Origin of the sequence: Segatella copri (assembly GCF_019249655.2) — a bacterium.
In the GTDB taxonomy this organism is placed as follows: Bacteria; Bacteroidota; Bacteroidia; order Bacteroidales; family Bacteroidaceae; genus Prevotella.
In genome coordinates, this window is sequence record NZ_CP137558.1 from 55,576 (window position 1) to 82,500 (window position 26,925).

14 protein-coding genes (1 of these 14 only partly in view) are annotated in these 26,925 nt (G+C 49.1%); 8 read left to right on the plus strand and 6 right to left on the minus strand.

From position 1 onward, the window contains the following. Positions 1–208 precede the first annotated feature (208 nt). Positions 209–787, plus strand: a complete 579-nt coding sequence (locus KUA49_RS17495) for an ATP-binding protein (RefSeq protein WP_256624882.1) — start codon at positions 209–211, stop codon at positions 785–787. Continuing rightward, positions 765–1,016, plus strand: a complete 252-nt coding sequence (locus KUA49_RS17500; protein ID WP_256624883.1) for a hypothetical protein — start codon at positions 765–767, stop codon at positions 1,014–1,016. The genes KUA49_RS17495 and KUA49_RS17500 overlap by 23 nt, the downstream gene beginning before the upstream one ends. Positions 1,017–1,542: 526 nt before the next feature. Here KUA49_RS17500 and KUA49_RS17505 read toward each other — a convergent pair. Both KUA49_RS17505 and KUA49_RS17510 read right to left on the minus strand, forming a co-directional pair. Continuing rightward, positions 1,543–2,712: an ATP-binding protein gene (locus KUA49_RS17505; RefSeq protein WP_218413113.1), complete on the minus strand. Its 1,170-nt coding sequence runs from the start codon at positions 2,710–2,712 to the stop codon at positions 1,543–1,545. A gap of 182 nt (positions 2,713–2,894) precedes the next feature. Then, a complete protein-coding gene (locus KUA49_RS17510) occupies positions 2,895–3,209 on the minus strand; it encodes a hypothetical protein (RefSeq protein ID WP_218413114.1) in 315 nt (104 codons plus the stop codon). Positions 3,210–3,364: 155 nt separating this feature from the next. Between KUA49_RS17510 and KUA49_RS17515 the strand changes: the two genes are divergently transcribed. Genes KUA49_RS17515 through KUA49_RS17525 form a run of 3 tightly spaced genes read left to right on the plus strand, consistent with a single transcriptional unit; the run spans position 3,365 to position 4,638 of the window. Then, the gene (locus tag KUA49_RS17515) at positions 3,365–3,958 is read left to right on the plus strand and encodes an HU family DNA-binding protein (protein ID WP_218413115.1); all 594 of its coding nucleotides are present in this window, start codon (positions 3,365–3,367) and stop codon (positions 3,956–3,958) included. Between the two features lie 14 nt (positions 3,959–3,972). Next, entirely contained in the window at positions 3,973–4,101 is a 129-nt protein-coding gene (locus KUA49_RS17520; protein ID WP_218413116.1) for a smalltalk protein, read from the plus strand. 24 nt (positions 4,102–4,125) lie between these two features. Beyond that, complete coding sequence (locus tag KUA49_RS17525; RefSeq protein WP_218413117.1) at positions 4,126–4,638, plus strand: N-acetylmuramoyl-L-alanine amidase; 513 nt, start codon at positions 4,126–4,128, stop codon at positions 4,636–4,638. 153 nt (positions 4,639–4,791) lie between these two features. Here the strand turns inward: KUA49_RS17525 and KUA49_RS17530 are convergent, their stop codons facing one another. The 4 genes from KUA49_RS17530 to KUA49_RS17545 form a co-directional block, all read right to left on the minus strand. Beyond that, positions 4,792–6,489 carry a hypothetical protein gene (locus KUA49_RS17530; protein WP_218413118.1) on the minus strand — a complete coding sequence of 566 codons (1,698 nt, stop codon included), beginning with the start codon at positions 6,487–6,489 and terminating at the stop codon, positions 4,792–4,794. A gap of 31 nt (positions 6,490–6,520) precedes the next feature. Continuing rightward, positions 6,521–7,909 (minus strand): RagB/SusD family nutrient uptake outer membrane protein, encoded by a 1,389-nt coding sequence (locus KUA49_RS17535; RefSeq protein WP_218413119.1) that lies wholly within the window; start codon positions 7,907–7,909, stop codon positions 6,521–6,523. Positions 7,910–7,922: 13 nt separating this feature from the next. Next, positions 7,923–11,186: a SusC/RagA family TonB-linked outer membrane protein gene (locus tag KUA49_RS17540; protein WP_218413120.1), complete on the minus strand. Its 3,264-nt coding sequence runs from the start codon at positions 11,184–11,186 to the stop codon at positions 7,923–7,925. A gap of 83 nt (positions 11,187–11,269) precedes the next feature. Further along, the gene (locus KUA49_RS17545) at positions 11,270–13,849 is read right to left on the minus strand and encodes a zinc-dependent metalloprotease (RefSeq protein ID WP_218413121.1); all 2,580 of its coding nucleotides are present in this window, start codon (positions 13,847–13,849) and stop codon (positions 11,270–11,272) included. A 446-nt stretch (positions 13,850–14,295) separates the two neighbouring features. Between KUA49_RS17545 and KUA49_RS17550 the strand changes: the two genes are divergently transcribed. From KUA49_RS17550 to KUA49_RS17560, 3 genes are all read left to right on the plus strand, one after another. Then, positions 14,296–17,250: a leucine-rich repeat domain-containing protein gene (locus KUA49_RS17550; RefSeq protein ID WP_218413122.1), complete on the plus strand. Its 2,955-nt coding sequence runs from the start codon at positions 14,296–14,298 to the stop codon at positions 17,248–17,250. Positions 17,251–17,276: 26 nt separating this feature from the next. Further along, positions 17,277–23,426: an InlB B-repeat-containing protein gene (locus tag KUA49_RS17555; RefSeq protein ID WP_218413123.1), complete on the plus strand. Its 6,150-nt coding sequence runs from the start codon at positions 17,277–17,279 to the stop codon at positions 23,424–23,426. 247 nt (positions 23,427–23,673) lie between these two features. Next, positions 23,674–26,925, plus strand: partial view of an ATP-binding protein gene (locus tag KUA49_RS17560; protein ID WP_218413124.1) — the 5' portion only. 615 nt of this gene lie beyond the right edge of the window; 3,252 of the gene's 3,867 nt are visible here — the first part of the coding sequence; its start codon is at positions 23,674–23,676; the stop codon falls past the right edge of the window.

Consider the following 26,925-nt stretch of genomic DNA (forward strand, 5'->3'; position numbering starts at 1 on the left):
TGCGTTAAAATACTCAAATCCGAGAAATAATCTGCGCTAAAGTACTCAAATCCGAGAAATAATCTGCATTATCCTCTGGTAATATGAGCAGCAAATTAGTAATACGCCATCTCCGTATGTAACAAAATCTATCCCATTGCAGCGGTGTTTGCCTTGACTTTTGGATAAAAGTTGTATCTTTGCACTGAAAATCAATAAATTACATAAAATGACATATTACAAGCGAAATATAGATAAAAAACTCATGGAGTGGAAGGCTTCTCAAAGAAGAAAGCCGCTGCTGATACGTGGAGCCAGACAAGTAGGAAAATCTTCTGCTGTGCGCCACTTGGGTAAAGAATTTAAGTACTTTGTAGAAATCAATCTGGAGAGTCAGCCATCCATAAGAGGACTCTTTTCAAAGGATATTGATGTGCATAGAACGTGCGAAGGTATAAGTGCCACTACCGGCATTCCTGTAATACCTGGTGAGACACTGCTCTTCATAGACGAAATACAAGTTAGCCAGGAAGCAATCATGTCGCTCCGTTATTTCAAAGAGGATTATCCGGAACTGCATGTCATCGCTGCTGGCTCTTTGTTGGAATTTACCTTAGAGGAACTGCCTTCCTTTGGGGTTGGGAGAATACGCTCACTCTACATGTATCCATTTTCCTTTGATGAATTTCTCATGGCACAGGGACTGGATACCACGGTAAGTTACAAGCAGCAGGCTTCGCCCTCATCTCCGCTTCCAGAAGGCAGAAATGTATTATTGGCAGAATTTGTCAAGAGGAACCAATGCTGAGATTGATTATCTGGAAGCCAAAGATGGTATGGTTTTACCGATAGAAGTGAAAGCCACTACCCGAGGCAGCATGCAGAGTTTATGGCTATTCATGAGAAAGAAAGCTCTTCATCATGCTGTTCGCACTTCCCTAGAGAATTTCGGAGAGTTTGAGTATGTTGATAAAGAATCCCAGGATGCCATTCGTCATGTAGATGTAATTCCACTTTATGCAATGAGTAATCTTTAGTGTATTGCTTACTCCTATAACGATAAAGAAACGAAAAGAAGACTCTTTTAAAGACTGAAGATCTGTAAAAGAAAAACTCTGTGTGGTGGTGAGGGTGTGTCATTATTCATCGGATTACGCACGGATTTTATACGGAAACTCGACCTGACGGTCGTGGCGATACCCCCTAAAGCTGGAAAAAGTCTGCCATTACTGTACAATCGCAAGCCAGCCTATACGGCGCTAGCCCAATGGCCGTAAGGCCAAATCCGTTTAAAATCCGTGCGTAAGCCGTGTTGCAGCTCATTAAAACTTATATATAGGCAAAACCTCTGTCGATTTGCCTGTTCTTCTAGGACCCGTTATCAACTTGATTTGCGTGCTTGCCAACAGTTCATCCACATCATATTGGGTATGACGTGTAAGGTAAGGACGGGAAAGCAGGAAAATATTCAATATATCATTCGTATTGAATAAAAAAGTGCTGATTTTATTCAATACGATGAACAAAATGAATAAAATCAGTACTTTTTTGAAGTGTACTCAGTTAATAATTCATTCCGAAGTACCAGAGAGGGATGATGATTCCATGCCCCATCTCGATATCGTCTTTTACGATACGTCCGTTTTTTACATCCTCAATCTGCTTTTTACCTTTCTTCCTTCCGCCAATCTCAAAGGTATAGTCACCAATGGTAAAGTCGGAAACCCTGGAGGAAGTAACATCCTGCTTTTCTCTCATCTGATTGTAGAAGAATGTTTCCCTTATGTTTCCAATATTGGGATTAGGGGTGAGCACAGACATCAGGCTTGGATTATCAACATATACTTTTTCTACCTTTCCAAGATTGCGCATTCCCGAAGTATCATCTCTGAGCAGACCTATCATTCCGGCACGTTCCAGATAGACGAGATAATCAGGCACGTTGTTCTTGCTCACCCCGATTTCCGTGGCAAGGTTCTCTACGCTTGGCTTGTAGGGAGCCAACCCGGAAAGAATAACGAGCATACGCTTTAGCTTGCGTGCTGTTGAGGCTTTCATATCGGCATATTGCGGAATGTCAACTTCTACCGTCTGGTCTATCACCTGCAGCATTCTCTGCGTAAAATCTCCCTCTATGGCAAATGGGTAATAGCCATGGTCGAGGTACGCTCTGAAAAATGGCAATGGATGTTCCACTCCAGGAATCTCTACCTGGTGATTGAGCATTTCGTCGAGACTGAAAACTCTGGTCTTGATGCCTTCAAAAAGTTGCAGGTATTCCCTGAACGACAAGCCTTGCATCATATACATCAGTGCACGGCGGCTCAGATCAGCTTCTCCCTTCTTGATGTCCAATACCGATGAACCAGTAAAGATAAGGTTCAGGGATGGATGCATGTCGTAAATTTGCTTCAGTTCTCTGCTCCAGCCGGCATACTTGTGAATTTCATCTATATAAAGATGTGTACCACCCTCCTTGATAAACTCGTCGGCGAAGTCAATCAGGGAATGATTTGAAAAATAGATATTGTCGGCCGACACATACAGGTGATGGCCTTCCTTGGATAGCCTGATGCGCTGAAGTATCATGGTGGATTTTCCAACGCCTCGCGGTCCCACGATACCTATTAGCCGTCCATTCCAGTTGATTTCATCATATTTATATCTGATGAAATCAAGCGGAGTACGTTTCAGCAGCTCCGCCATATATTCATATAGTTTATTTTCTATCATATCTTGCTCTTTTAGATGAATATCATTTAAAACTGCGGCAAAGATACAAATAATCCCTCAATGAGGGATGAATTCTTCCGAAAAGTTCCCTCAATGAGGGATGGATTTAAGCATTTTTATCCCTCATTGGGGGATTTTTGCACGTTATGCAATCTCCGTATGTAACAAAATCTATCCCTCTCCTATCTCGACTTGCACAGCAGATTGTTAATCTGCTTGCGGATATTGTTGATGCCGGTGGTGACATGGGGAGCCAGCGGAAGAAGAACACGGATGAACTCCTGCATCACCGCCGTATCGCGATCCACCTTCACGGCTGAATCCCAAACCATGTCATCAACCACCAGTGCCAGTTCGCGGGCACTGACACATACAGAGAGCTTGGCAACATACTCTTCCAAGGTCTCCACATTATTAATATATATAGCAAGATGAAGCTCTTCCTGGCGGAGCTTCAGTAACGGAGTCTCGATTCTTGCTTCTTTTTGTACTAGCATATCCATCATTTTTAATTTTTGTAAACGAGCAGTGAATCAGAAGTAAACCAAACGGCATGAATAGTAAACGCACTTGACTTTGCTCTTTTTTTGTTGTATCTTTGCAACGTCAATCAGACAAAAACTTAATTATTAACCTTTTAACAGTTTGTTTTATGAGTAAGAGTTACAAAATTTCAAAGACAGTGGTCCACATGGGACCTAAGAAGGGTAAGACACTCTACAGCGTTCGCCCTTACAGTTATGGTACTTTGACCACCGAAGAGGTTGCTAAGCAGATCTCTATGGAGTCTACCGCTACTCCTGCCGACGTAAAGGCTGTGCTCGACCGCTATGCCTACTATGTGAAAGAGAACCTGAAGAAGGGTTACGACATCGAGCTGCTCGGCTTCGGCAAGCTTTACCTCCGCTTCATCACCAGCGGTGCCGTGGAGAACGAGAAGAATGCCAACGCCAAGCTCGTGAAGAGCCTCATCCCTTCCTTCCGTCCTGCGTATAGCCTGCTGAAGAACGGAAGCCGTGTCTATAACCTGGTTCCTGACAACATCGAACTCGTGAATTACGATGACGAGAAGAAGGAGAAGACACCTGGTGATTCCGACGGCGGCGGTTCTACCGGCGAGAACAAGAATCCTGACTCGGGCGATAACACCCAGGGCGCAGGCGGTTCGGGTACTACGGGCGGAACAACGGGCGGTACTGACCAGGGTGGCGGCAGCGATGGTGATTCTTCTGACGTAGTAATCTAAAATCATCAATGCCTATGAATTTAAATGATGTTCCCAACAGGAAGATTTCCTGGACCAGTGTTCTCTATGCCGTGCTGCAGGCATTGATTGCAGCTCTCACGGCCTTGGGTGTCAGCTCGTGTGCCCAATGTCTCAAGTACTAATTCCTAAACACCTGATTTTTGCTTATGACTAAAGATCAGTTTCCTATGACGATTGGTGGGGAGATGGTCCGCAATGAGCGGACTCTCCTCGCCAGAGTGGAGGACGGGCGATATATGATGTCGCCAGAGTCTGTGAAGTATCTCGTGCTGCATTGTTCTGCCACGAGATGCAACCGGAATTATCCGGTGGAGCAGTTGCGATGCGACCATCTGGCACGCGGTTTCCGTGACATCGGCTACCACTTTTATGTGCGAAAGGACGGCAGCTGCACGCAACACCGTTTCCTGCTGGAGGTTGGTGCCCATGCCCGCCCCTACAACCGCTGCTCGATAGGTATCTGCTACGAGGGCGGTCTGGACGAGAAAGGCAGACCTTCCAACACGCTGACTCCGGAGCAGTATTCCAGAATCCGTGAACTGCTTGCTGTCCTGAAGGGGCTTTTTCCGAAAGCCGAGATTGTGGGTCATCGGGATTTGCCGGGTACGACTCCCAAGGATTGTCCTTGCCTGGAGGCGAAAGAGATTTTTGGGACGTAGAACACGTTGCAAAAATACAAAAAAATATGATTCGAACAAAAATATTTGCGCATTTTCATGGAAATAAATGATTGAAAACAAATAAATGGCATTAGAATATGGAAAAGCTCCTATTCTAATGCCATTTATTATTATATTACTTTCTGGCGAAAGTTACTTCACAATCTTCAACGCCTGCTTGCTTACCTTTACCAGGTAGATGCCATGAGCTGCATCGGCGAGAGACAATGACTTCACGTTCTTGGCTGACTTCACTACTGCACCTGCGGCTGTATAAACCGTGATGTCGGCTGACTTGGCGAGTGTTACCTCATTGCCATCCCAATCGATGGTGTTGTCGTCGGCAAGAACCTTGCTGATGCCTGATGACTCTGCATTGTTATAGAAGATGTATGAGTAAGTGCCTTCAGTGGTCTTGTCCTCATCACTACCCTTTACATTATCTGTCTGATAAAGTGCATAGTTGCCGTTCTCGGCTACGGATGTGATCAGTACCTGCTCACCCTTCTGCATGGCTGGGGTCTTGGTATTGATCTGATAGCCCAGAGGAGCCTCGATGGTGCGGTGGTAGGTATTCTCTACCCAACCTACCAGAGTGACTTTATCCTCATCAACCAGCATACCGCTGATGATTTCTGCCTTGTGCTTGGCATCACCCTCATCGAAAGCACTGGCTACTGCCCAGTTCTTGCTGAGACTTTCTGCATCCAGACAGGCTGCGTAGGCATCGCAACCTCCCAGATAAGAGATGGTGTTGTCGAAAGGAAGTGCCTGGTTGAAGGAACCTGCCAGATAGAGCTTGCCTTTCTGATAGGCCATCTCGTCGATGGTGTTCAGAGTGTTGGAATTATCTGTGGCTACAGAATGATAAACCTGGGTAGTTACCTGGTCGCCATCGATGGCTGCCAATACGTAGGCATGCTCAGTAGCACTCGCTTCATAGGCTGTCTCAATCTTGGTATCCTTGCCGGCAGCAGTAAGGGTCATATCCTTACCGGATGCTACGTAAGCTACGTAAATCTTGCCGTCGTTGATGGCGAAGTTAACGTCTTCTGTATTGTAGGTAGCCTCATTTGTCAACTGCTTTGTAGCGCCAAGCACAGAAACGATGCTGGCATTTGCCAGGTCGGCTGCATCGAAAGAGAGCACGCACATGGTGGTTTCATCATTATACAACCAGCCCTCTGAGCAGGCATATTTACCCTGCAGGGTAACACCATCCAAGGCTACATTGCCCTTGTAAGAGGCAGAAAGATAGAGCTTATTGCCATCAACTACCAGTTTCTTGGCTGTGAAAGAAGGGCTCAGCACGCCAATCACATCCAAGGCTGCAATCTCTGCATCGCTCTCGGCAAGGATGGTCTTGGAAGCTACATACGCACCCTGCTTGTCGTACTTCACGATGAAGCCAGATACCTTATCTACCTTGTCGGCCATACCGGTGATGGTAGCCTTGGTTTCGCCGCTGGCATCCTTGATTGCTACCTGATCAGCAAATACGCCGGCAGCATAAACGTTGCCGTCGGCATCGGTAGCCACTGTGGTGACGGTGGCAGCACCAGCCAGACCGGCAGCCCACTTCTTGGCACCAGCCTTATCATACTTGGCAATGAAGGCACTGTTGGCCACTGGTTCCAGATAGCTGGCAGCGAACTCCAGATCCTTGGTAAAGCTACCGGTTACGATGGAGTTACCCTCGTTGTCAACTGCCATGGCAGCAGCACGGGTCAAATCCTTGGCCTCTGCTGTGGTGGTGAGGTTGTCTGTCCAGGTAGGAGCCTCCAACACATCCTTGGCATTGGCAGCAACCGTTGCCAGTGCCAGCATCATTGAAAATGTAAATCTTCTCATAATCAATTAATCTTTATGTAAAACAATTATCTTACTTGCCCTCCCATTTCTCGATATTCGGATTCGCCTCTACTGCCTCGATTGGGAAGCGGAGGGTATATCGGGAATCGTTGGCTTCAAGTACATAGCTATTCTCACCGTAGGTCTTGCTCAACTGCGGACGGGTGGTACGACGGAGGTCGAACCAGCGATGTCCCTCGAAGACAAGCTCGCAGGTGCGTTCGTTGTAGATGGCTTTGAGCAAGTCCGCCTTCTGCATGGTATCAAGCTCGGCTGCATACTGGTTGTATTTAGCTGCTGCATATCGCTTTGCCATCAGCGCCTTGAGATAGGTGCGAGCCTCAACCAGATTAGCATCATCGGCTGCGGCGTTGTCAGCTGCATTCTGGGCAGCAGCTTCGGCAGCAATGAGGTAGGCCTCGGCAGAACGGAAGGAGCAGCGATAGCCGTCGTTGCCCTTGTCACCATATTTAATCAGACTGTAGACGCTGGCGGTCTGTGCCTTGAAATAGAGCGCCTTGCGCTTGTCGCCGGTGCGATAGGTATCAACCAGCGCCTTGCTAGGTACGCCCATCTTCACATAGCCGGAAGTCATCACCTGCTCCAGGGCAACGATGCTCTCCACCGACTTATAGTAGTTTGGTAATACCTTTGAATCGGTCAGATCTTCCAGGTCGCCATGTTTCTCCATCACCACTTTCGCTTCTGCCAGGGCATCCTGCCAGTCGCCCTTGTAGAGATAGACTCTAGCCAGCAGAGCATCGGCAGAAATCTGGTTGAATCGGTAGGTGTAGCCCTCGTCCCAGGCAGCCACCTTCAGACGGGTCTTTGCCTCCTTGATGTCGGCAATCACCTGCTGGTAAACCTGCTCCACGCTGCTGCAGGTGAGCACGTTGTTGACATTTGCCTCCAGCGAGAGCGGGATGCCGCGGGTGGTAGCCGGATTGCAATGGGTATAGGCATCGGCATAGAGATTGACGAGCAGGAAGTGGCAGTAGGCTCTCATCATATAGGCCTCGCCCACCAGCTGACTGATTTCATCCTGTGTAGCCTCGGTAATCTTGTTCTGATTCTCGATGATGTAGTTGGCGATGTAGATGGCATGATAGTAACGGCGCCAGCCGAAAGAAGCCGTGGTGCTCTGCTGGTTGAGGTCGTTCCATGCCCAGATGTCGAAGTAAGAATCGTAATCCTCGGTAGAGGTGGATGCCTTGCTCAGGGTCATCTCGTCGCTTCGCAGGGTGGCGAGTCCACGGTCTTCCGGGAAATTCTTGTATTCGTAGGTGAGCAAGGCTCTGTATTCCTTGCCCGTCTTGGCTATCACCTTTCCGGTTGGGGTGATGTCGAGGAAATCATCGCAACTGGTGAATCCTATCATCGCCAACATCATGACGATGCCCATCAAATATCTTCTTTTCATTGTCTTCATTCTTTTAGAAATTTACGTTTACGCCAAATATGAAACTCTTCGGGATAGGCTGCGCGTATGGGTTGCCCATCGTCTCCGGGTCCAGATAGTTGCTGTAGTTGCTGGCGATGACGAGCAGATTGCGTGCCTCAAGAGAGAGGGATGCACTCTTCACGCCGATGCGGCTCAGCCACTGGGTTGGCAACTTGTATCCCAGGCGCAGGCTCTGAAGGCGGGCGTAGTTGCAATCCTTCACCCAGGTATCGAGCATGCTGTAGAGGTTGTACTCGTTATACTGCACGTACTCGCGTGGGCGCTCGGTGCTGACCATCAGCTTGGTGAAACTGCCGCTGGTGTTATCTGCCGTCCAGCGGTTCAGAATGTCGCGGTTCACGTTCAGGCCTCTGTCGTAATTGGCTGGCGAGTAGCTAGGCTGCACGCGCACTTTCATGCCGAAGTTGAAGGTGAAGTTGATGCCCAACTGCCAGTTCCTGTAATCGAAGGTGTTGATGAAACCACCCGTCCACTTTGGGTCTGTGCTACCCATGTAGGTATACAGGTTGCGCTGCTCCTCGGCGGTGAGGGTGCTGGCTCCATGGGCATTGAGCTTCAGGAACTCGGTGGCAGATACCTTCTCGCCATTCTTGTTGACGAAGAGCGGATAACCGTCGGCGTCGAGTCCGGCTGTCTTATAGGCGAAGAGTGCTCCCACAGGATAACCTTCACGGCCAGGATAGGTGGCATTCTGAGCCACGGTTTCCTGAATCACCTTGTTCTCGTTGTAACCGATGTTGAGATTGGTGGTCCAGTTGAAATCCTTGGTATGGATGTTTCTGGTGCCCAGGGCTATCTCCACACCCTTGTTGTTCATGCTCGCCCAGTTGATGGTGGTAGAAGAGAATCCACTCTCCAGCGGCAGCATCTTCAGGCCGATGAGGTCGGTGCTGTGGCGATAGTAGTAGTCTACAGAGAGGGTGATGGCATTGTGCAATACGGCGAAATCGATTCCGGCGTTCACGTTCTCCGTCTTCTCCCATTTCAGGTTAGGGTTCGGAGCAGTCTCGCTGTTGATGATGTCCTCGCTGATGCCCGGCAGGATGGTGCCCTTCTTCAGTGTACCTATCAAATAAGGTGATGTATTCTTGTCGATGTTACCCTGCAAACCGTAAGAGGCACGGAGGCAGAGGTTGTCCATCCACTTCACGTCCTTGAGCCAATTCTCCTCCTTCGCTCTCCAGAGTCCACTCACGGAGTAGAGAGGCAGATAACGGTATTTCTTGGCTACGCCGAAGACGTCTGAACCGTCGAAACGAACGCTTCCACCGATGGTATAGCGGTTGAGAAGCGAATAAGAACCTGTGGCATACCAGGATACGTAGGCATTCTCCGACTCTGTCTCCTGATGCAGCGGATAGGAATCTGCCCAGGTCTGGCTAGGGAAGATGACCGGCTGGGTGGTGAGGGTGCGGGAATCATATCCGTAAGCCACGCTGTAGATGGAATTTGACTTGGCATGGCGAACCTCGGTACCCAGCATGAAGTTGACATCATGGATGCGGTTGAAGGTCTTCACGAATTCAGCCATCGCCTTCCAGGTCCACTGGCGGTTGTGATACTCCGTGGTCTTGTGCATGCCGCCATCCGGCAGGAAGCTCTTCTTCACGCCGTCGGCACCCTGGTATTCGGTGAAGAGTTTCTCCTTGCGCATGGCGTAGGTGTTCTCGTTGGCATATTTGCTCAGGGAATAGGAATCCTCCTGCAAGCCAAACTGCGAGGTAATCTTCAGATAGTCGGTGAGGCGCAGCTCGGCATTGAGAATTGCCATCATCGAACGGTCGCGGCGCTTGGTGTTGGCATTGGCTCTCTCCTCGAAGATATTGAAGTTGAGTGAGGAATCCTCCTTGCCCTGCACGTTGGTATCGTAGTTGTAGTTACCGTTCTCATCGTATGGGGTGAAGTATGGGTTTGCCAATCGGGAATAATATACCGGGTTGGTAAAGCCATTGCTATCAGTGAGATAGGTGTTCTGCTTACGCTCGTTGGCATATACGGAAGCGCCCACCTTGAGGAGTTTGTTCACCTGGTAGTTGGTCTTCAGGGTGATGTTGTATCGGGTGTTTCCCACGCCCTTCACGTTACCCTGCTCGTCGGTATAGCCCACGGATGTATAGTAATCGCTCTTGTCGCCGCCACCCGAGATGCCGATGTTGTACTCCTGGGTGAGGGCATTGCGGAAGAGGATATCATTCCAGTCGGTATTGGTGTTGCGGAGCTGGTTAATCTGGTTCTGGGCTGTCTGGCTCAGCGCATTCCATCCGCCTGCCTTGTAGGCGCTGGTTTCGCCCAGGCTGCTGAGGATGCCTGCTACCCCACCCTTGTTCTGGCGATAGGTGTAATCAGATGCCAGCAGACCGAGCTCCAAGTCTACCTTCTCATTGCTGTTGAGCAGGTTGAGTCGGTCGATATCCGTCTTAGGCATGAAGGTCATCTTGCCCGAGAAGTTGATGACCGGTGCTCCCGCACGTCCCTTCTTGGTGGTGATGACGATGACACCATTGGCTGCTCTCGCACCGTAGATGGCAGTGGCTGCAGCATCCTTGAGCACGGTGATGTTGTCGATGTCGGATGGATTCAATCCGGCGATGGAAGTCTGGTAGATATTGTCGATATCCTTCAGATCCTCCATGCTTGGGATATCGGTGCCATCCATCGGGATACCATCGAGCACCCACAGCGGTTCCTGGGTACCGTTGATAGAAGCGGTACCACGGATGCGGATCTTCACCGGCGCACCCGGTGCACCCGAAGAGGTGATGGAAGAAAGTCCGGCAATCTGTCCGGCAAGTGCCTGGTCGATGTTGTTGACGGCACCGATTTTCTCATCGCTGATTTTCAGGGTGGTTACCGCCGAAGTCAGCTTGCGTCGGTCCAGTTCCTGATAACCCGTCACCACCACCTCGCCAATCTGCTTGGCGTCAGATTCCAAAACCACCTTATAGTCGTTTTTTCCTGGTTCGATGTTGACATCCTTGGTTTCGAATCCCATGAATCTTACGGAGAACGACTTATCCTGTGCATCCACCTTGAGGGTGAACTTGCCTTCGTAGTCGGTCACGGTGCCATGTGACACCTTCTTGTTTGGACCTCTCACCACAGAGATGGTAGCGCCTGGCAGCGGGTCGTCGCCCATGCTGCCATCCACCACGATACCCGTGATGGTGCGCTCCTGTGCTGAAAGAATGTTCATGGCGAAAACCATGATTAAAAGCATGAATGTTCTCATTCTCATATACAATCTCTCTATTTTTTTGTTTACCTTAATTACTTAATCCCTTAATTATGAATTATAAATTATTAATTGTCAATTATAAATTATCTAATCTCCTGCCCCAAAGCCGTCTGGATTCTCATGATCACGTCCTCGTAGTGGAACTGGGTGGCAGTATCGCCCGAACGGCGCTTGCCCTTCAGCAGGTTGAGGATTCTCACGAGTTCGCCGCGCTTCACGCTGATGGCATCGCTCACACGAGCCGTCTGGGTGCCGCCCATGTCGATGGTGCGGGGAGCCGAACTGAGGCTATGGCATGGCATGTTGAAATCCGGCGAGTCGATGATGGCAGGGGAATCGAAAATCTTCTTGTTGATCTTCACGCCCTCCTGCTGAGCGGCAGCCGTGATGAGCGCATCCACGAAGTTCTTCTGCAACTGGCGGTCGTCTACGCTGAGCGACTTGCCTGCCAGGGTCTTGCCGAAGAAGTGCTTATGCAGCATATCCATCATCTCTACGGCTGTGAATGCATTCCTGCCGTTGTTCTGCTCGTTGGCAAACATGCGCATGATGCGGCTGTTGTCGAGCATATCCCAGAGCATGTAGCTCTGCTGGTTCTGCAGTGCATAGTCTGGCGACTGCTCCTGCACGCCCAGCGGCGTATTCTTGTTGATGAAGGTATACTTGTTGAGCTCGCTTCGGAAGAGCCACTTCGGACAGGTGAACACCTCGTCGATGAGGAACTGCACGGCTCGCTTCTGCTTGTCCTTCTCCACGAAGGTGAAGGTAGGCTTGCCATCGTCGATGGTGGTATTGTCGATGTACATGCCGCCCACATTGGCAAGCACATGGTAGAGGTAGAGACTCCACTGGAAGATGACGCCCTGATAGAGCTTCGATGCCTCATCGTAGGTCTGACCCGGTTCGCCTGTGCGGGTCCAATCGATGATGTTAGGCATTACGCGCTTCAGGTTGGCGATGCCATAGGCAGCCGACTTCATGGCATCATCGCCCAAATCCTCGCTCAGGGAACGTGGGTCGATGGCGGTGCGCTGGCTCTGCGTCTCGCTGTATCTGAATTCCTTTCCGCCGTGCTTCTTCAGGAAATCCTGCTGTGCTGAAGCGGCCTTCTTCTCATCCGGGAACCAGCGGTAGCCCCACTCTATCGCCATCAGGTCGTAAGGACCTATTTGCGGAGAAATCTGCTGGATGCCATCTCCCGGCTGTGCCACATAGTTGAAACGGGCATAGTCCATGATGGATGCTGCAGTGCCGCATACATGGTCGGTGAACGACTTGGAACGGAGGGAATCCGTAGGGTATGCATTGGATGCTATCATGTTGTGGCGCAATCCGAGCGAGTGGCCCACCTCATGGCAGGCTACGAATCGGGCTGCATCGCCTATCAAGGCCTCTGGCAATTCATACTGGCGTGCCTCCTTGTTGTAGGCTCCTGTCTGCACCATGATCCATTCGCGCAGGAGCGACTTCACGTTATGCCACCAGATGATGTCTGCCTCCAGAATCTCGCCTGTTCGAGGGTCGATGACGGAAGGACCCATGGCGTTCGCCTTCTCTGAAGCATCGTAGGTCAGCACAGAATACTTCATGTCGTCGCCTTCGGCAGCAATGCTGTCGGTGAGGTCGAACACCTGTACGGCATTCTTGAATCCTGCCTTCTCGAACGCTGCGTTCCAGTCGGTCATACCTCTTTTAATATAAGGGCGCAGGAACTCCGGAACGGCTGGGTCGATGTAGAAGACGATAGGCTTCTTAGGCTCTACCAGTTCGCCACGCAGATAGGCCTGCTCATCCTTAGGTTCCAGGCGCCAGCGGGTGATATAGTTGTTGCGGGTCACCTCCTGCTGGTGGTCGCCATACTGCAATCGGCTGGTGGTGAAATAGCCCACGCGCTGGTTTTCCTTGCGTGCCACCATCGGGGTTTCAGGAAGGAGGACCAGCGAACTGCTTACCTCTACGGTGATATTGGTCTTGCTCTTACCCTCGTGTACCACGGTGGTAAGTTCAGAAGTTGCGGTGATATTGTTGCTGAAAGCCTTGATATCGATGATGCGCGACAAATCGGAATCGGCAGAAGTGCCGAGGTTGATGAGATTGAACACATCATTGAGATAAGTCTTCTTTCCGTTGAAGAGGTCGTTCACCTTGAAGATGACGGTGGAAGAATCCTTGGCCACCGCCTCTACCTTGAGGCTTGCGATGAGCGGATCAATGTAATTGCTTTCAACGGATGCCGCCATGGCATCCTTGGAATCTACTTCGGGAGTAAGGCGCTGCTGGCGCACAAAAACGGTCTTTTTATCCTGATTCCATTCAAAACGGATACACTGGTTTTCGTAGTTGATACCACGGTTTACACCTGCCTCGTTGAGTTCGGAAGGCACACGCTGCAGTTTGTTGGAAACGAGGAACACTCTTCCCATCAGTTTGGTAGGCATTTCAAGGTAGAAATCCTGTTCCTTCTTTACTACATTCATGACTCCTCGTACATTCACAGAATCGCTGCCTACTATTTTCTTATAATCCGATGTAGGTTGCTCTGTTTTTTTCTTTTTCTTCTTGAACAATCCCATCTCCGGTGCAGCTTCCATGGAGATGGCATAGCAAGAACTTCCAATCAGGGTGGCAGTGATTGCCCCCAGCAAGAATCGCTTTTTATTCATTTAAAATCGTATATTTATTCCAAATATTATTGAATAATCTTCTATAACCTTGCAAAGGTAAGGACAAAAAGTTATGATACACAATTAATTATGTATTTTTGGAAAGTTCTTAATGGTTTTTAACGTTATTTTGGAAATGAATAAGAAATAGAAACGGCATCAGGGGATTATAATTGACGGTTGGCTTTAAACCTGTGCGCACCTCGATTCTCTCACCATAGGTGGTATATTTCACCAGCAGGTTACCCGTTTTCTTTGGGGTAATACAATAAATTCACACTACAAATGCATTTTTCAAAGGAATTTGACATGACGTAAGCAGAAAAGTTGTATATTTGCACAATAAATGTGTCTGCAAGGAAAATCATATATCAACAACTGATAAGAACTGGCAGCAGATGCAGAGAGACATTTAACTTTTTATTCACCCTTTAAACTCCAGAATTATGGATAAAGGATACCTCACAATCATGGCAATGGCTTGCATATCACTGCAATGCTACGCTGGAAGCGGACAAGGAACCGCCGTCAACGACATTACTGTCGACAGTTTACAATACACGGTAGTGGATTCCACCCTCACTGCCACGCTTTATCGCTATAATAAGAAAGGTGATACTGCCATTATTCCAGCCACCGTGGACTATAATGGCAAGACCTATCAGGTGGTAAGCATCAGCAGCAGATATAATTCTGTGTTTTATGACACACATGACAACATCAGAAAGGTGAATCTGCCTGATGGCATCAAAGACATAGGCCACTATGCGTTCTATAATTGCCAAAACCTGGAAGAAATTGAGATTCCGGAATCAGTAAAGTCTATGGGAAACTATTGCCTCGGATACACCAATCTCAAACATCTGGTGATGAAACCTGTAAAATCGCCTACATTGGGTGAAAACCCTTTCTATGGCACAAATCAGTTGAGAATCATCAATATTCCAGAAGGAAGCCTCAACAGCTATAAGGAAGTGGAAGGATGGAAGAACTATATCCTGCTGGCTGGCAAGGGTTTCAGCATCTCTGTGGATTTGGCTACACCGGGAGAACTGGGTAATGAAATCCTTAAGAAGACCGAGAATATCAGCGATGTCAACATATTGACCATCAAGGGTAAGCTCAACGACGACGATATCTACAATATCCAGAAGCGCATGCCTAACCTCGTAGAGGTGGATCTTTCTGAGGTGGATATGGAAAACATACCAGATTATCTGTTTAGTGAGCGACGTGGCATCAAGAAGGTTACCTTGCCTAAGAATCTCAAGACCATCGGAGAAGGGGCATTCAGATACTGCGAGTCTCTTGAAAATGTAGTCATTCCTGATGGTGTAACGAGCATAGGCAATTCTGCTTTTTATGGTTGTTACAATATAAAGAGCATCAAATTCCCTGAAGGTCTGGTTTATATGGGAAGTAATGCTTTCTATCAGTGCTATGCGCTGACCACATTAGAACTGCCTTCTTCGCTGAAGACCATCTCTGGCGGAGCTTTTTATGAGTTAAGAAATTTGGCATCCGTCAGCATGCCGGAACAACTGGAAACCATTGGAGATAATGCATTCGCACATTGCAATAACCTGAAGGAGATTTTAATTCCAAAGGGAACGCAAACGATAGGATATGCAGCATTCTACGAATGCAATTCATTGGAAAAGGTTACCATACCTGCCAGTGTAACTGCCGTTAATAACGCTTTCACTTATTGCAAAAATCTGAAAGAAGTTACTTGTCTGGCACTGGTACCTCCACAGGTTAGGAATGAAAATCCTTTCAATGGAGGCATGGACATGAGCAAGCGAACCCTCTATGTGCCTACTTTCGTGCTCAATGTCTACAAGCAGACGCGGGGCTGGGATGCATTCACCAATATCAAGGCAACAGATGAACTTCCTGAAAGTATGAACATCTGGAAAGAATTTACGCTTAATCTGCCAGACTCTCTCCCTGCAGACTACAAGCCTAGCATGCTGATTGATACTTATGGTGGAAATGGCGGAAGCCTGACCGTGAAGGGAAACAGTATGCTGTCACTCAGCAAGTTTGACTTTACATACGATCCAAATTACTACATCAATCAGTCAAGCTCAACCAGTGCAAATATCCACGGAACCCTCATCAACGAGGCTACCATGCGTGCCGACAGTATCAGTACTAAACTGTATGTGCCTAAGCAGCGCTGGGTCTTCCTCTCCATGCCATTCAACGTGAAGGTATCAGATTTCCAGTGTCTCACCGATGAGACGCAGTGGGTAATCCGCAAATACTCAGGATTGGCACGAGCCAACGAGCAGAAGGAGAAGACCTGGCAGAACATGACAGCCGACAGCATCCTGCATGCACACGAAGGCTACATCCTGCAATGCACCAACAACGATGGCTGGAATAATCATGTACTCTTCCAATTCAAGGCTATCAACGATGCAGAGAAAAACAATCTCTTCGCATCAACCGACCAGAAGATTGAACTGAAGGAATATCTGTCTGAGTTCTCTCATAACCGCAGCTGGAACCTCATCGGCAACCCATATCCATGTTATTTCGACACCCGATTCATGGACTTTGGCGCCCCTATCACCACCTGGAACATGAGCAACTCTACCTACGAGGCATATTCTCTGGTGGATGACAACTACATCCTCTGGCCAGGAGAAGCTTTCTTCGTTCAGCGCCCTGTGGACCAGGCTGAGATTACCTTCCTCGCAGAAGGACGCCAGCACAACAGGAATGTAAGAGACATTGAGGAAACACGTGCCAAGATGCAGACCGGCAACGCAGCACGCCAGGTTTACAACCTGACGCTTACAGGCGAAAACACAGCCGACCGCACACGTATCGTCATCAACCCGGAGGCAGAAATGAGCTATAACGCAACCCATGATGCAGGCAAGATGATGAGCGAGGAAACTCTGTCGGCTCAGCTCTACTCCATCGAGAGCGATGCCGACTACGCTATCAACGAGCGACCTATCGGCAACGGCATCATCCAGCTGGGAGCAAGATTCGCACAGGGTGGCGACTATACCATCAGTCTGATGGATGCACCGGAGCAGGCCGTACTCCTGGATAAGCAGGAAGGCAAGGAAATCACCCTCGACGAGACTGGCTATCGCTTTACAGCCAAGGCTGGTGAAAGCAGAAACCGATTCAGTCTTATCCTTCGTGGAAACACCACGGGTATCACCACCCTGGATGCCAACACGGGCAGCATCCATATCAGCACCCAGGCTGGCTGCATCCATGTAACGGCAACTGCCAAGGAAGACATCAAACTCTATGGTGCAGACGGAAAACTGCTGAAGAACCAGAATGGAACAGAAGCTATCTTCAATGTGCCAGGTGGTTTGTATATCATCAAGGTGGGCAACGTAACCCAGAAGGTTACCATGGTAAAGTAGTAATATAGTACTTAAAACGAAGAGACATGAAACACAGGATATTATTCATGCTGTTTCTATGCTTGGCACAACTGCCTCTATGGGCACAAAGCAGCGACTATAACCCTGCCAACCCTGGAGACCCGCAGGTGCCAATCAGGAAATACAGCCTCAAGCTAAAGGCTTCTCCAAGCAACGGCTGCAGCTTCAACTACGCTTCAGAACAGAAGTGGGAAGCCAGCAAGCAGATTTACGTGGAGGCATATCCGAATTCAGGCTTCCAGATGGTGGCATGGGTTTGCGGCAAGGACACCCTGAGCAGAGAAAGAGGGTTCTACTATACAATGCCTGAAAGAAACGTAGAGTTGACGGCTCTGCTGAAATACAATCCGAAAAATCCGGAGAACCCGGAAGAAATGAATACGAAATATACCGTGCAATTGACGGCTTCCCCTGCCAATGGTGGAAGCTTCAACTTCAGCAGCGACCGCTTCACGGCAGGCAGCAGCATTGATCTGTATGCTTATCCAAACAATGGATTCGTGTTCAGAAAGTGGATGAGCGGAGATTCCGTCATCTCGAAAGAGCAGAGTTTCAGATTCGTGGTTCCAAAGAAGAAAACGCAGCTTACTGCCATCTTTGAATACGATCCGCAGAATCCTGACAACCCGAACAAGAACTATTGGAACAAGGAACTGGGCGAAGTAATCGTGGATGACTTCAAGCCGGGAAATCTGAACGGAAGTATATGGAGTGCCATCAACGGCGCCAGCACGTCGGACGTGCAGATGATTACCGTGGCTGGCAAGATGAATGACTACGACTTCGGCGTGGTAAACGATTTCAGCAATTGTACCTTGCTGGATATCAGCAGAGTGACTGGCATTACGGAGATTCCGTCATACGCCTTCGACAACACCAACCTGGAGTCGGTATGCCTTCCTGCCAGCATCGAGAAGATTGGCTACAACGCATTCGCCTATGACAGCCGCCTGGCGTCGGTAACAATCTATGCCATGACTCCGCCTAGCGTGGACGAAAAGGCATTCAGAGACACAGGCGAGGGACTCGTGGTATATGTACCGGCTTCGTCACTGCCGCTCTATCAGGAGGCAAATGTATGGAAAGACTTCACCCTGCTCCCTATACAGGACGACATCCATTCTCTCGCCGTATCACTGCCGGAAGGCATCGATACCAAACAGTATGAGCAGATGTGGATTGAACTGACCAACACCAAGAGTGGCCAGAAGATGCACTATGTGATGACCAACCGCACCACCTACACCTTTGCCAACCTCATCAAGAACACCTCCTGGAACGTTACCCTGCGCAACCAGCGCGGCGATGTATTCGCACAGTTGAATGATGTGGAGGTGAAGGATGAAGATGTGAACGTAACGTTCAAGGATGTGGCGATGCCGCAGGATCTGAATATCAGCGTGACAACACCTGACGGAAATGACGTTACCAACCAGGTGCAGGTGACCTGGCTCGACGAAACCGGAAGCTATCTGGCGCAGACTGTCAACATGAGCGGACTGCTTGCAGGCAGCAAGCTGAGCTATCGTCTTGCACTGTCACAGGAACTGGCAATGGAATATACCATTCCTGCGCAAACCACCTATACCGTGAAGGAGAATGACAATGTCATCAAACTGCAGCTCAATCCTCTGCAGACCGTGAAGGTAAGCGGAAAGGTGAAAGACCTGGTGACCCGAAACGCACTGGATGGAGCTACCATCAGCGCATCGCAGACCTTCGGAGGAAAATATACGAAGACCATCAGCGGCAAGACCAATGCGCAGGGCTTCTACGAACTGGAACTGAGCAACGTGCCTACCTCCATCACCTTCAATGCCAGCGACTACATCAGCCAGAGCAGCACGTATGAAAACCTGGCTGCATCAAAGGAAGAGAAGGTGGACTTGGGGGAGATTGCACTGAAACCGATATCGGGAGCCACCATCAACCTCAGCTTCAACTACAGAAAATGTGAGAATGGCAACGCAGGAGAAGGAAATGCACAAAACTGGTTCAGCGATTACAACAACGTAATATTCGGCATCTACAACAAGACCCAGAAACGCACCATCAGCCAATACAACGTGCAGTATCCGCAGATTGTGCTCCTGGAGGAAGTGAACGAAGGTGACGTGCTGGAAATTACAGCCACCAGCAAGACATCGGCATTCATGCCAACAAGCAGCGTGGCTACCATCGACGGCCAGATGAAGGCAAACACCAACATCAGCATCGTGGAACTGGGCAAGATTGAAGCCTCCTACGGCAAGAACTTCAATGGGGCCGTGGTAGGTTCGCTCTATGATGCAGCAGGAAAACTGGTAAAGACTTACGACTACAGCAATGCTTCGCTCACCATCAGCAACCTGACAGACGGTTACTATACCCTCATCAGCATGGGAAGCAGCAAGCTCTTCAATACCATGTATGAGCTGCAGCAGCTGAAGCAGAGCGGACTGAAAAGCGGAAGCGACTACGTAGAAACATCCGTAAAGGTGGAGAGCGGAAACATTGCAAAGGTGGTAATCGACCAGATTCCTACTCTCAACGAAAGCAAACTTTACTATACGGGCGAGAACACCTCGTTCACCGTAAACAAGCAGAGCATCGTGGCTGGCAATTACCTCACCCTGACGGGTAAGATAGACTTCAAGCTGGCTTATGCCAAGAAGGTGAGCAACGTGAACCTGGTGGTTGATATTCCTGAGGCATGCTCGTTCGTGGAGAACTCAGTGATGGTGGGCAATACCACCAGCACTTACTCGCTGGAAGGCAACCGACTCACCATCCCGATGGCACGCTATACCGACCGCGTGAGATTCTGCGTAATTCCTACCCTGGGTGGAGAATACGCACCAAGCGCCATGGCACAGTTTGATATCAATGGCAAAACCGTGACTCAGCCTATCGGCTCTGCCACCTATACCGCCAAGGATCTATCCATCAACGTGCCTGCCACCGTGGCTAAGACGCAGATTGCCGTAAGCGGTACAGCCGTGGGCAGATCAGAAATCCTCATTTATGACGGCGATGTTCTTATCGGCCAGACCACATCTCTGGCTAACGGCATGTGGAACAGTAAATGCGAACTCAACGATGCGTACAACCTATCACGCCACAACATCTTTGCCAAGGTAACCACCAGGCAAGGTGTGGAACTCCGTTCGGAGACCAAGGAATGTCTGTACGACGAAAATGCAATAGAGGTAAAGACGGTAACCATGTCGTTCTACAACGGATGGATGCGCAAGAACCTGGAAGTAACATTCGACTTCGAAAACAACAAGACGAGCGAAAGTTCATACCAGTTCTACACCGGTACTGACTTCACCTTCGTAGCCGACCTGACCAACAACGACACTACCAAGGTAAACGGTGTCACCTTATTTATATATACGAGCGGCAACGAAGTAAGACCTCTTGAGGCGAAGTACGACAAGAAGCGCGACAAGTGGATAGCCACCAGCAAATTTGAAAGCGACAACCTGCCAGTAAACATCAGTGCCAAGATTGATGCAGAAACCTCTGCCATACTCGACATCGAGCAGTGGAAAGAAATGGTAGGCAGCATCAATAACCTGATAGAAAGCTACAGGAAGAACGGAGAAATCATCAAGACTCTCTTCAGTGGTGACGAGCCGCTTTCTGATGAAGAGATGGCACAGAAACTGGAAGAGCTGGGACTGGATGCTACCCATGAGGTGGATATCAGCGATATACAGACCGCCATCGCCAATATGAGCGATGAACAGCTGGAGCAGTTCCTGGAAAAGGAATATCAGTCAAAACTCTCTACCAGCGATTCGCTGCTGAAGACGCTCACCGCATGGCAGGAATTACTCACCTTCGACCCTACAAAGGAGTGTGAATTTACATTGTCAAACGGTGCCACCCTCAAGCTCAAGAAGAGCGACGGATACAGCAAGGAGAAACTCCTGGAAGACGGATTCCAATGCTATGCATTCAATGACTCCAGCGAAGTGTTCATCAAGACACTTGCCAACCAGGAAACCTATGTGGACCTGAAGCGAGGCATCTACCTGGAAATTACAACATCAGCAACATCTGAAAAGAATCTCAACCTGGCAAAGAAGGACGGAGACAAAAAGGGATTCATCCAATATGCACAGGAAGGAATCAAGCAGATCAATGATGTAGTAGACAAAATCAACAAGATGTTCGGCAACCTGTTGGAAAAGGCAGGACAGGCTACCAAGGTGCTGGAGACCGCCATTGAGGAAATTGAATTCCGTCTGGCAAAAGCAGACTTCTACATCGAAGCTGCCGGCAAGAAAGGCATGAAGGGCGAGGTGCTGAAATGGAAGGTTGAAAAGCTGCTTCTGCAGAAAAACCTGTTCCTGGCCAAGGATGCGCTGAAGACGGCTAACGGCTGCTTCAAGCGACTGTTCAAGGCTTTACCGGTGGTAGGCTACCTGGCTGCAGCTGCCGACCTGATTAGCGACATGAATACCCTCATCACGTATTATAAGGCTATACCTGATCCATGTCCGGAAGACCAGATCAATGCTGATACCTATAAGTCACAATGCTTCTTCCTGGGAGGAACAGTCATTGCGTTGGCTACTGCCGACCTGGTGGGTTCATTCACCTCTGATGCAGAAATCGTGGCTGGCATCGTAGGCTCCTTTGCTTCTGCCGGAATTTCACTGGCTGGAACCGTATGGGGAATCGTACAGAAAGGTGTTGTCAAGCTGGCAAGACTCGCTTTTGACTGGGCGGTTGACAAGCAGATAGAGAATCTGGGTAAGAACATCGCAGCACTGAAGTGCATACCACAGGGACTCAACCCAATCCCTCCTCTGCCGCCATTCGACCCGCTCAACCCTATCCACGACCCATCGGGCTATGTTTACGAAGCTGTGGCTAGCAACAGACTGCAAGGTGTTACCGCCACCTGCTACTACAAGGAAACCGTGGAAGATATGTATGGCGACCTGCACGAGAACATCGTGAAGTGGGATGCAGAGGAATATGCCCAGGAAAATCCTCTCTTCACCGACGAAAATGGTATGTATCAGTGGGATGTTCCACAAGGTATGTGGCAGGTGAAGTTTGAGAAGGATGGATACGAAACTACTCATAGCGAGTGGTTGCCTGTGCCTCCTCCACAGCTCGAGGTCAACATCGGAATGAAACAGAACGTACAGCCTGCCGTGAAGATGGCAAAGGCATACGAAGACGCAGTGGAAGTGGAGTTCGACAAATACATGATGCCTGAACTTCTTACCACCGAAAACCTCATCGTCATGGATGGAGAGAATGCCGCAAAGGCACAGATAAAGCTGCTCAATGCGGAATCTGCATACGCTGACGAAAGCGAAATCTATGCGTCAAGAATCAGAATCGAGGCAGAGAAACCTTTCGAAAACAAGGATATCACGCTGATGGTAAGCAACAGGGTAAAGAGTTATGCAGGCATACGCATGCAGGACGATTACCAGCAGAAGTTCACCATCGAACCTGAGGTTCGCAAGATTCTGTGCGACAGTACGGCAACTATCGGATACGGACAGAGCGCTGTAATCAATGTGGAAGTTCTCCCTGCATCTGCAGCAGCCGGAAAGACCCTGCTCGTAACCTCATCTTCGGGTATGATAGCCCACACCGAAACGACAAGCATCACGCTTGGAGAAGACGGAAAGGCTGCCATCGAAGTATCGGGCGAACTGCCAGGAACAGCTTCGCTCTTCTACACCATCGATGGCTACGAACTGGAAGCTAGCACGATGGTGAAGGTGGAACAGCTCGACCAGCAGCTGGTGGCCACTCCTACTGCCAACATCGCTTCAGGGTCGGCAGTGAACAAGGGTACGGCTATCACACTGGCATGTGCTACGCAAGGAGCTACCATCTACTACACTCTCGACGGCTCATGCCCATGCCTCAATACAGAGGCAAGAAAGGTATACGACGGTACTCCTATCATCATCGACGAAACCGTAACCATCAAGGCGATGGCAACGGAAGAAAGCATGTACGACAGTGATGTGGCTGAGTTCACATACGTGGTAGATTCAACCAGTGGTATCAGGCAGATTACCTGTAACGAGGATGACAAGACTGACAAGACTTTCGATACCACAGGCAAGCAGGTTTACAAGAACACCAAGGGTATTCTTGTAACAAAGAGCAAGAAATACATCAATAAGTGATACGACACCCGGCATTACTTATCGGAGTAACTGAGAATATCAAGACCATTGCATCATTCTGGAATGCAATGGTCTTTTTGTTGTCATATATGATTACGGATATTACTATTTGAGAAAAAGAAAGCCTTATTTTAATAAAAACATACTAAAAAGTAATATTTTAAGCGCATCTTACAAGGAAAATCTTTTTTTTTATGTACCTTTGTAATCGGTTTAAAACATTTATTATATAACTTATCATATCAGTATGAATAATATCAAAAACATCAAAGCAAAGGTTCTGCGAGTAGATGAAGAAGAACACAAGTTCGTCATCGAAGTGGAAGACAGAATTTACAAGGTGGCACAGGTTGACTTCCAGAGAAGGCAACCCGCTCCGGAAACACTCAACTGCCTGATGATTACCACCCATCTGGGTAAGGTTTTCATCGCACAGGACATTGAACACCTCATGAGAAAAAACTACAAGGAAAACGACGAGGTGAACTTTAAAATCAAGATGGCACTGGGCAACTTCTACCATCTGGAAGATGAGTTTGGCTTCACTGCCATGCTCAAGAGAGACACGGTGATCAATGCCGCACTCACCCCTATGGTAAAATGCCGCATCCTGAAATTCCACCAGAAATACATGGACGTGCAGCTCGTGGAAGTACTGGGTGCCGACAAATCGGAATTCTCACTGTCGGAAAAGGAATTCTATGATATCATAGGCGAGGAAAACTGGAATACGCAGGAATTCAGAAACCTGATGCTCGGAGATACTCCATCCGACATCTTCGACCTGGAATGCCACAGATGGATTGCAGGACTCTCTGACTCCCTGAACCAGGACGAACTGCAAATCCTGCTCCGACAGATACATAGCCGCTGCCTGGAAACGCTGGAAAGCGAAAATCTGCTGCCACGATGCAAGGAAGCCGAGCGCATTCTGCTCGAACAGCGCTTCACGGATGTCATCGAGCTGCTCTCCTACTATATACAAGCCATTGAAATCCTGAGAAAGGGAAAGGCGGAAGATACCATCAGCCAAATCCTCTCAACCCTATCCACATGCGCCTATATTTATCATCCGCGCAAGCAATTCTGCATCATGCAGTGTATCTTCATGCTCGACTTCTCCATCATGGAGAAACTCATCGATTCCATCTTAACCACCATCAGAGGACAGGAAATGTATCTATGGAACAGAAAACCATTCCAGATGCAATGGATCAAACTGCTCCAGGGATACGTGGACAATATCTATAACCAGACCGACCGACTCACCAGCGACATCCATACCAAGGAGACGATGATACAGGTGCTCACCATCGAACTGATTCTGGGCAGACATGCTACCCATAAGATTTACGACAGTTCGCTGAACCAGGCACTGCTCTACCGACTGGTCTCGCTCATGAACGTGAGCGATCCGAACAAGACACTGCAGAAATCATTCCTCTCGCTCTTCACGCAATCGGAATTCGATGCCGCCCTGCCATACAACAGCGACGATGCCTTCGTGCTTTCCAACATGCTCTGCTCGCAGGAGAACGAAACCGTGGAGAATATCGAACCGGCTAAATATGAAAGCGATCTGGCTCTGCTCACCGTAAACGAACAGGCCATCACCATCCAACCCAAGAATCTGGATAAGGAAAATCTCTACCTGCCCCTGTCGGCACGCATGGGACTATGGCATGGACTCTCCGTACGACTCGACGAAAAGCCTCCGGTGAACCTGCGCGGAAAGGTGGGAACCACCATCGAGCACTTCAAGCAGCTGTGGGAGTACATCAACGACTCGCTCTTCTCCAAAAAGCGAAAGACTTCCAAAAAGCAGAACAAGAAACTCTATATAGATGACGAAACGGATATCATCATCACAAAGAAGATTGCAGGCGACATGATGTTTGAATGCAAGGTGGTGGAAGACGGATACGAGGGAACGGGTACGCTGGATGTGCTGAACGACGTGGTGCCTTTCTTCCCTGGCGATGTCAGCATGCAGTCGTTTGAATACCAGGGCATGCCGCTCCTGCTGCGTGCCTACGTAAAGAATGTAAAGAGCGACGGAACCTATGAGTTTGCCATGCGCGACATGATCAGCGAATATGAGGACGACGTGAGAGTGAACGACCTGTTCTACAACTCCCGACTCACCTGTCTGGTTTTCAGTCAGGTTCCGGGTCTGACTAGAGTACCTGCCGTGAGCAGCGAGGGCTTCTCCGTATCCGTTGCGCCTGCACCGGGCATGACGGTAGACGACCTGAGACGAGGCATGGTCGTGGAGGTGGACAACATCACCGAGGGCAGCAGCGACTATCTCTATGGCACCTTCCTGCGCGAATCGCCGGAAAGCAGATTCAGTCTTGCCGAAGCCTTCCACAACCTGATGCTCGGCTATGCCAACCACGAGGTGTATAACCCGAAGGCTGAGAAAGACGAACTGGCGGATGCCATGGATATGGACAGCGTCTATGTATCAGAACTGATGGGCATCATCGACGCCAAGGCTACCCTGGAAGAGGATAATATCAAGGCGTATAACTATCTGAACTTCTGCCGACTGCTCGCCATCATGATAGACAGCAAGGAACGCACCAACTATTACGACAGCCGACTCACCCTGCTGGAACTGCTCAACGACTTCGCGGCATTAGACAAGGTGGATACCAAGAAGATAGATCTCATCGCCGAAACGGAGCCTGAGCTCTTTGAGAGAAATGCCATCCTGCGCCACGACTTCATGCAGCTGCGCATCATCGGATGTCTCGACAGCGATGAGCATTACGAGGAACTCTACCAATGGAGCAGTCTGACGGAAGATCCACAGCTGCAGCAGCTTGCCGCCCTGGTTCTGTCACACAACTTCGTGAAGAAATCGGGACTCCTTACCCAGGCTGGAGATATCCTCGACAAGATCAGGGCACTGCTCAAGCTACACAAGTCATCTTCCAACAAGAAGAACTATGGCAAGGAAGATTTCCATACGGAGTTCAAGACTTCTATCGTTTATCCGGAAAACTCGATGAAGGTGGACGTGCAGGCTCAGACCGTGAAGATCATGCAGGAAATCTGCGCCTTCCTCAATGCCGAGGGTGGACATCTCTATCTGGGTGTATCCGACATCGGTTACGAGATGGGACTGGAAGAAGACCTGAAGAATCCGCTCTTCAAGGGTTCAAGAGATAAATTCGAGGTGTATGTGAACAACCAGATTGTTTACTACCTGGGCCAGGAGGGTGCCCACTACGTGCACACCCATTTTGATAATGAAGTGAACAATGCCGTGCTCATCATCGACATCGAACCATGTCCGCACCCTATCGCCGTAAACTCGGAATACTTCGAGCGAATGGGTACATCGGCACGAAAGGTGAACGGCAACTACAAGGACAAGTTCTTTGCCATCAGAAAGCAGTGGGCTGAGGAGCATGTGCCTCATCTGGCCATCACGCAACCCGTCACTGCATCTGCAACGGCTGAAGCACCATCAGCAGAAAAGGAGGCAAAA

What these genes read in the sequence shown, in the direction of transcription:
- KUA49_RS17495 (WP_256624882.1), top strand. Translation starts at nt 209, where the DNA reads ATGACATATTACAAGCGAAATATAGATAAAAAACTCATGGAGTGGAAG.
- KUA49_RS17505 (WP_218413113.1), bottom strand. Translation starts at nt 2,712, where the DNA reads ATGATAGAAAATAAACTATATGAATATATGGCGGAGCTGCTGAAACGT.
- KUA49_RS17510 (WP_218413114.1), bottom strand. Translation starts at nt 3,209, where the DNA reads ATGCTAGTACAAAAAGAAGCAAGAATCGAGACTCCGTTACTGAAGCTC.
- KUA49_RS17515 (WP_218413115.1), top strand. Translation starts at nt 3,365, where the DNA reads ATGAGTAAGAGTTACAAAATTTCAAAGACAGTGGTCCACATGGGACCT.
- KUA49_RS17520 (WP_218413116.1), top strand. Translation starts at nt 3,973, where the DNA reads ATGAATTTAAATGATGTTCCCAACAGGAAGATTTCCTGGACCAGTGTT.
- KUA49_RS17525 (WP_218413117.1), top strand. Translation starts at nt 4,126, where the DNA reads ATGACTAAAGATCAGTTTCCTATGACGATTGGTGGGGAGATGGTCCGC.
- KUA49_RS17530 (WP_218413118.1), bottom strand. Translation starts at nt 6,489, where the DNA reads ATGAGAAGATTTACATTTTCAATGATGCTGGCACTGGCAACGGTTGCT.
- KUA49_RS17535 (WP_218413119.1), bottom strand. Translation starts at nt 7,909, where the DNA reads ATGAAAAGAAGATATTTGATGGGCATCGTCATGATGTTGGCGATGATA.
- KUA49_RS17540 (WP_218413120.1), bottom strand. Translation starts at nt 11,186, where the DNA reads ATGAGAATGAGAACATTCATGCTTTTAATCATGGTTTTCGCCATGAAC.
- KUA49_RS17545 (WP_218413121.1), bottom strand. Translation starts at nt 13,849, where the DNA reads ATGAATAAAAAGCGATTCTTGCTGGGGGCAATCACTGCCACCCTGATT.
- KUA49_RS17550 (WP_218413122.1), top strand. Translation starts at nt 14,296, where the DNA reads ATGGATAAAGGATACCTCACAATCATGGCAATGGCTTGCATATCACTG.
- KUA49_RS17555 (WP_218413123.1), top strand. Translation starts at nt 17,277, where the DNA reads ATGAAACACAGGATATTATTCATGCTGTTTCTATGCTTGGCACAACTG.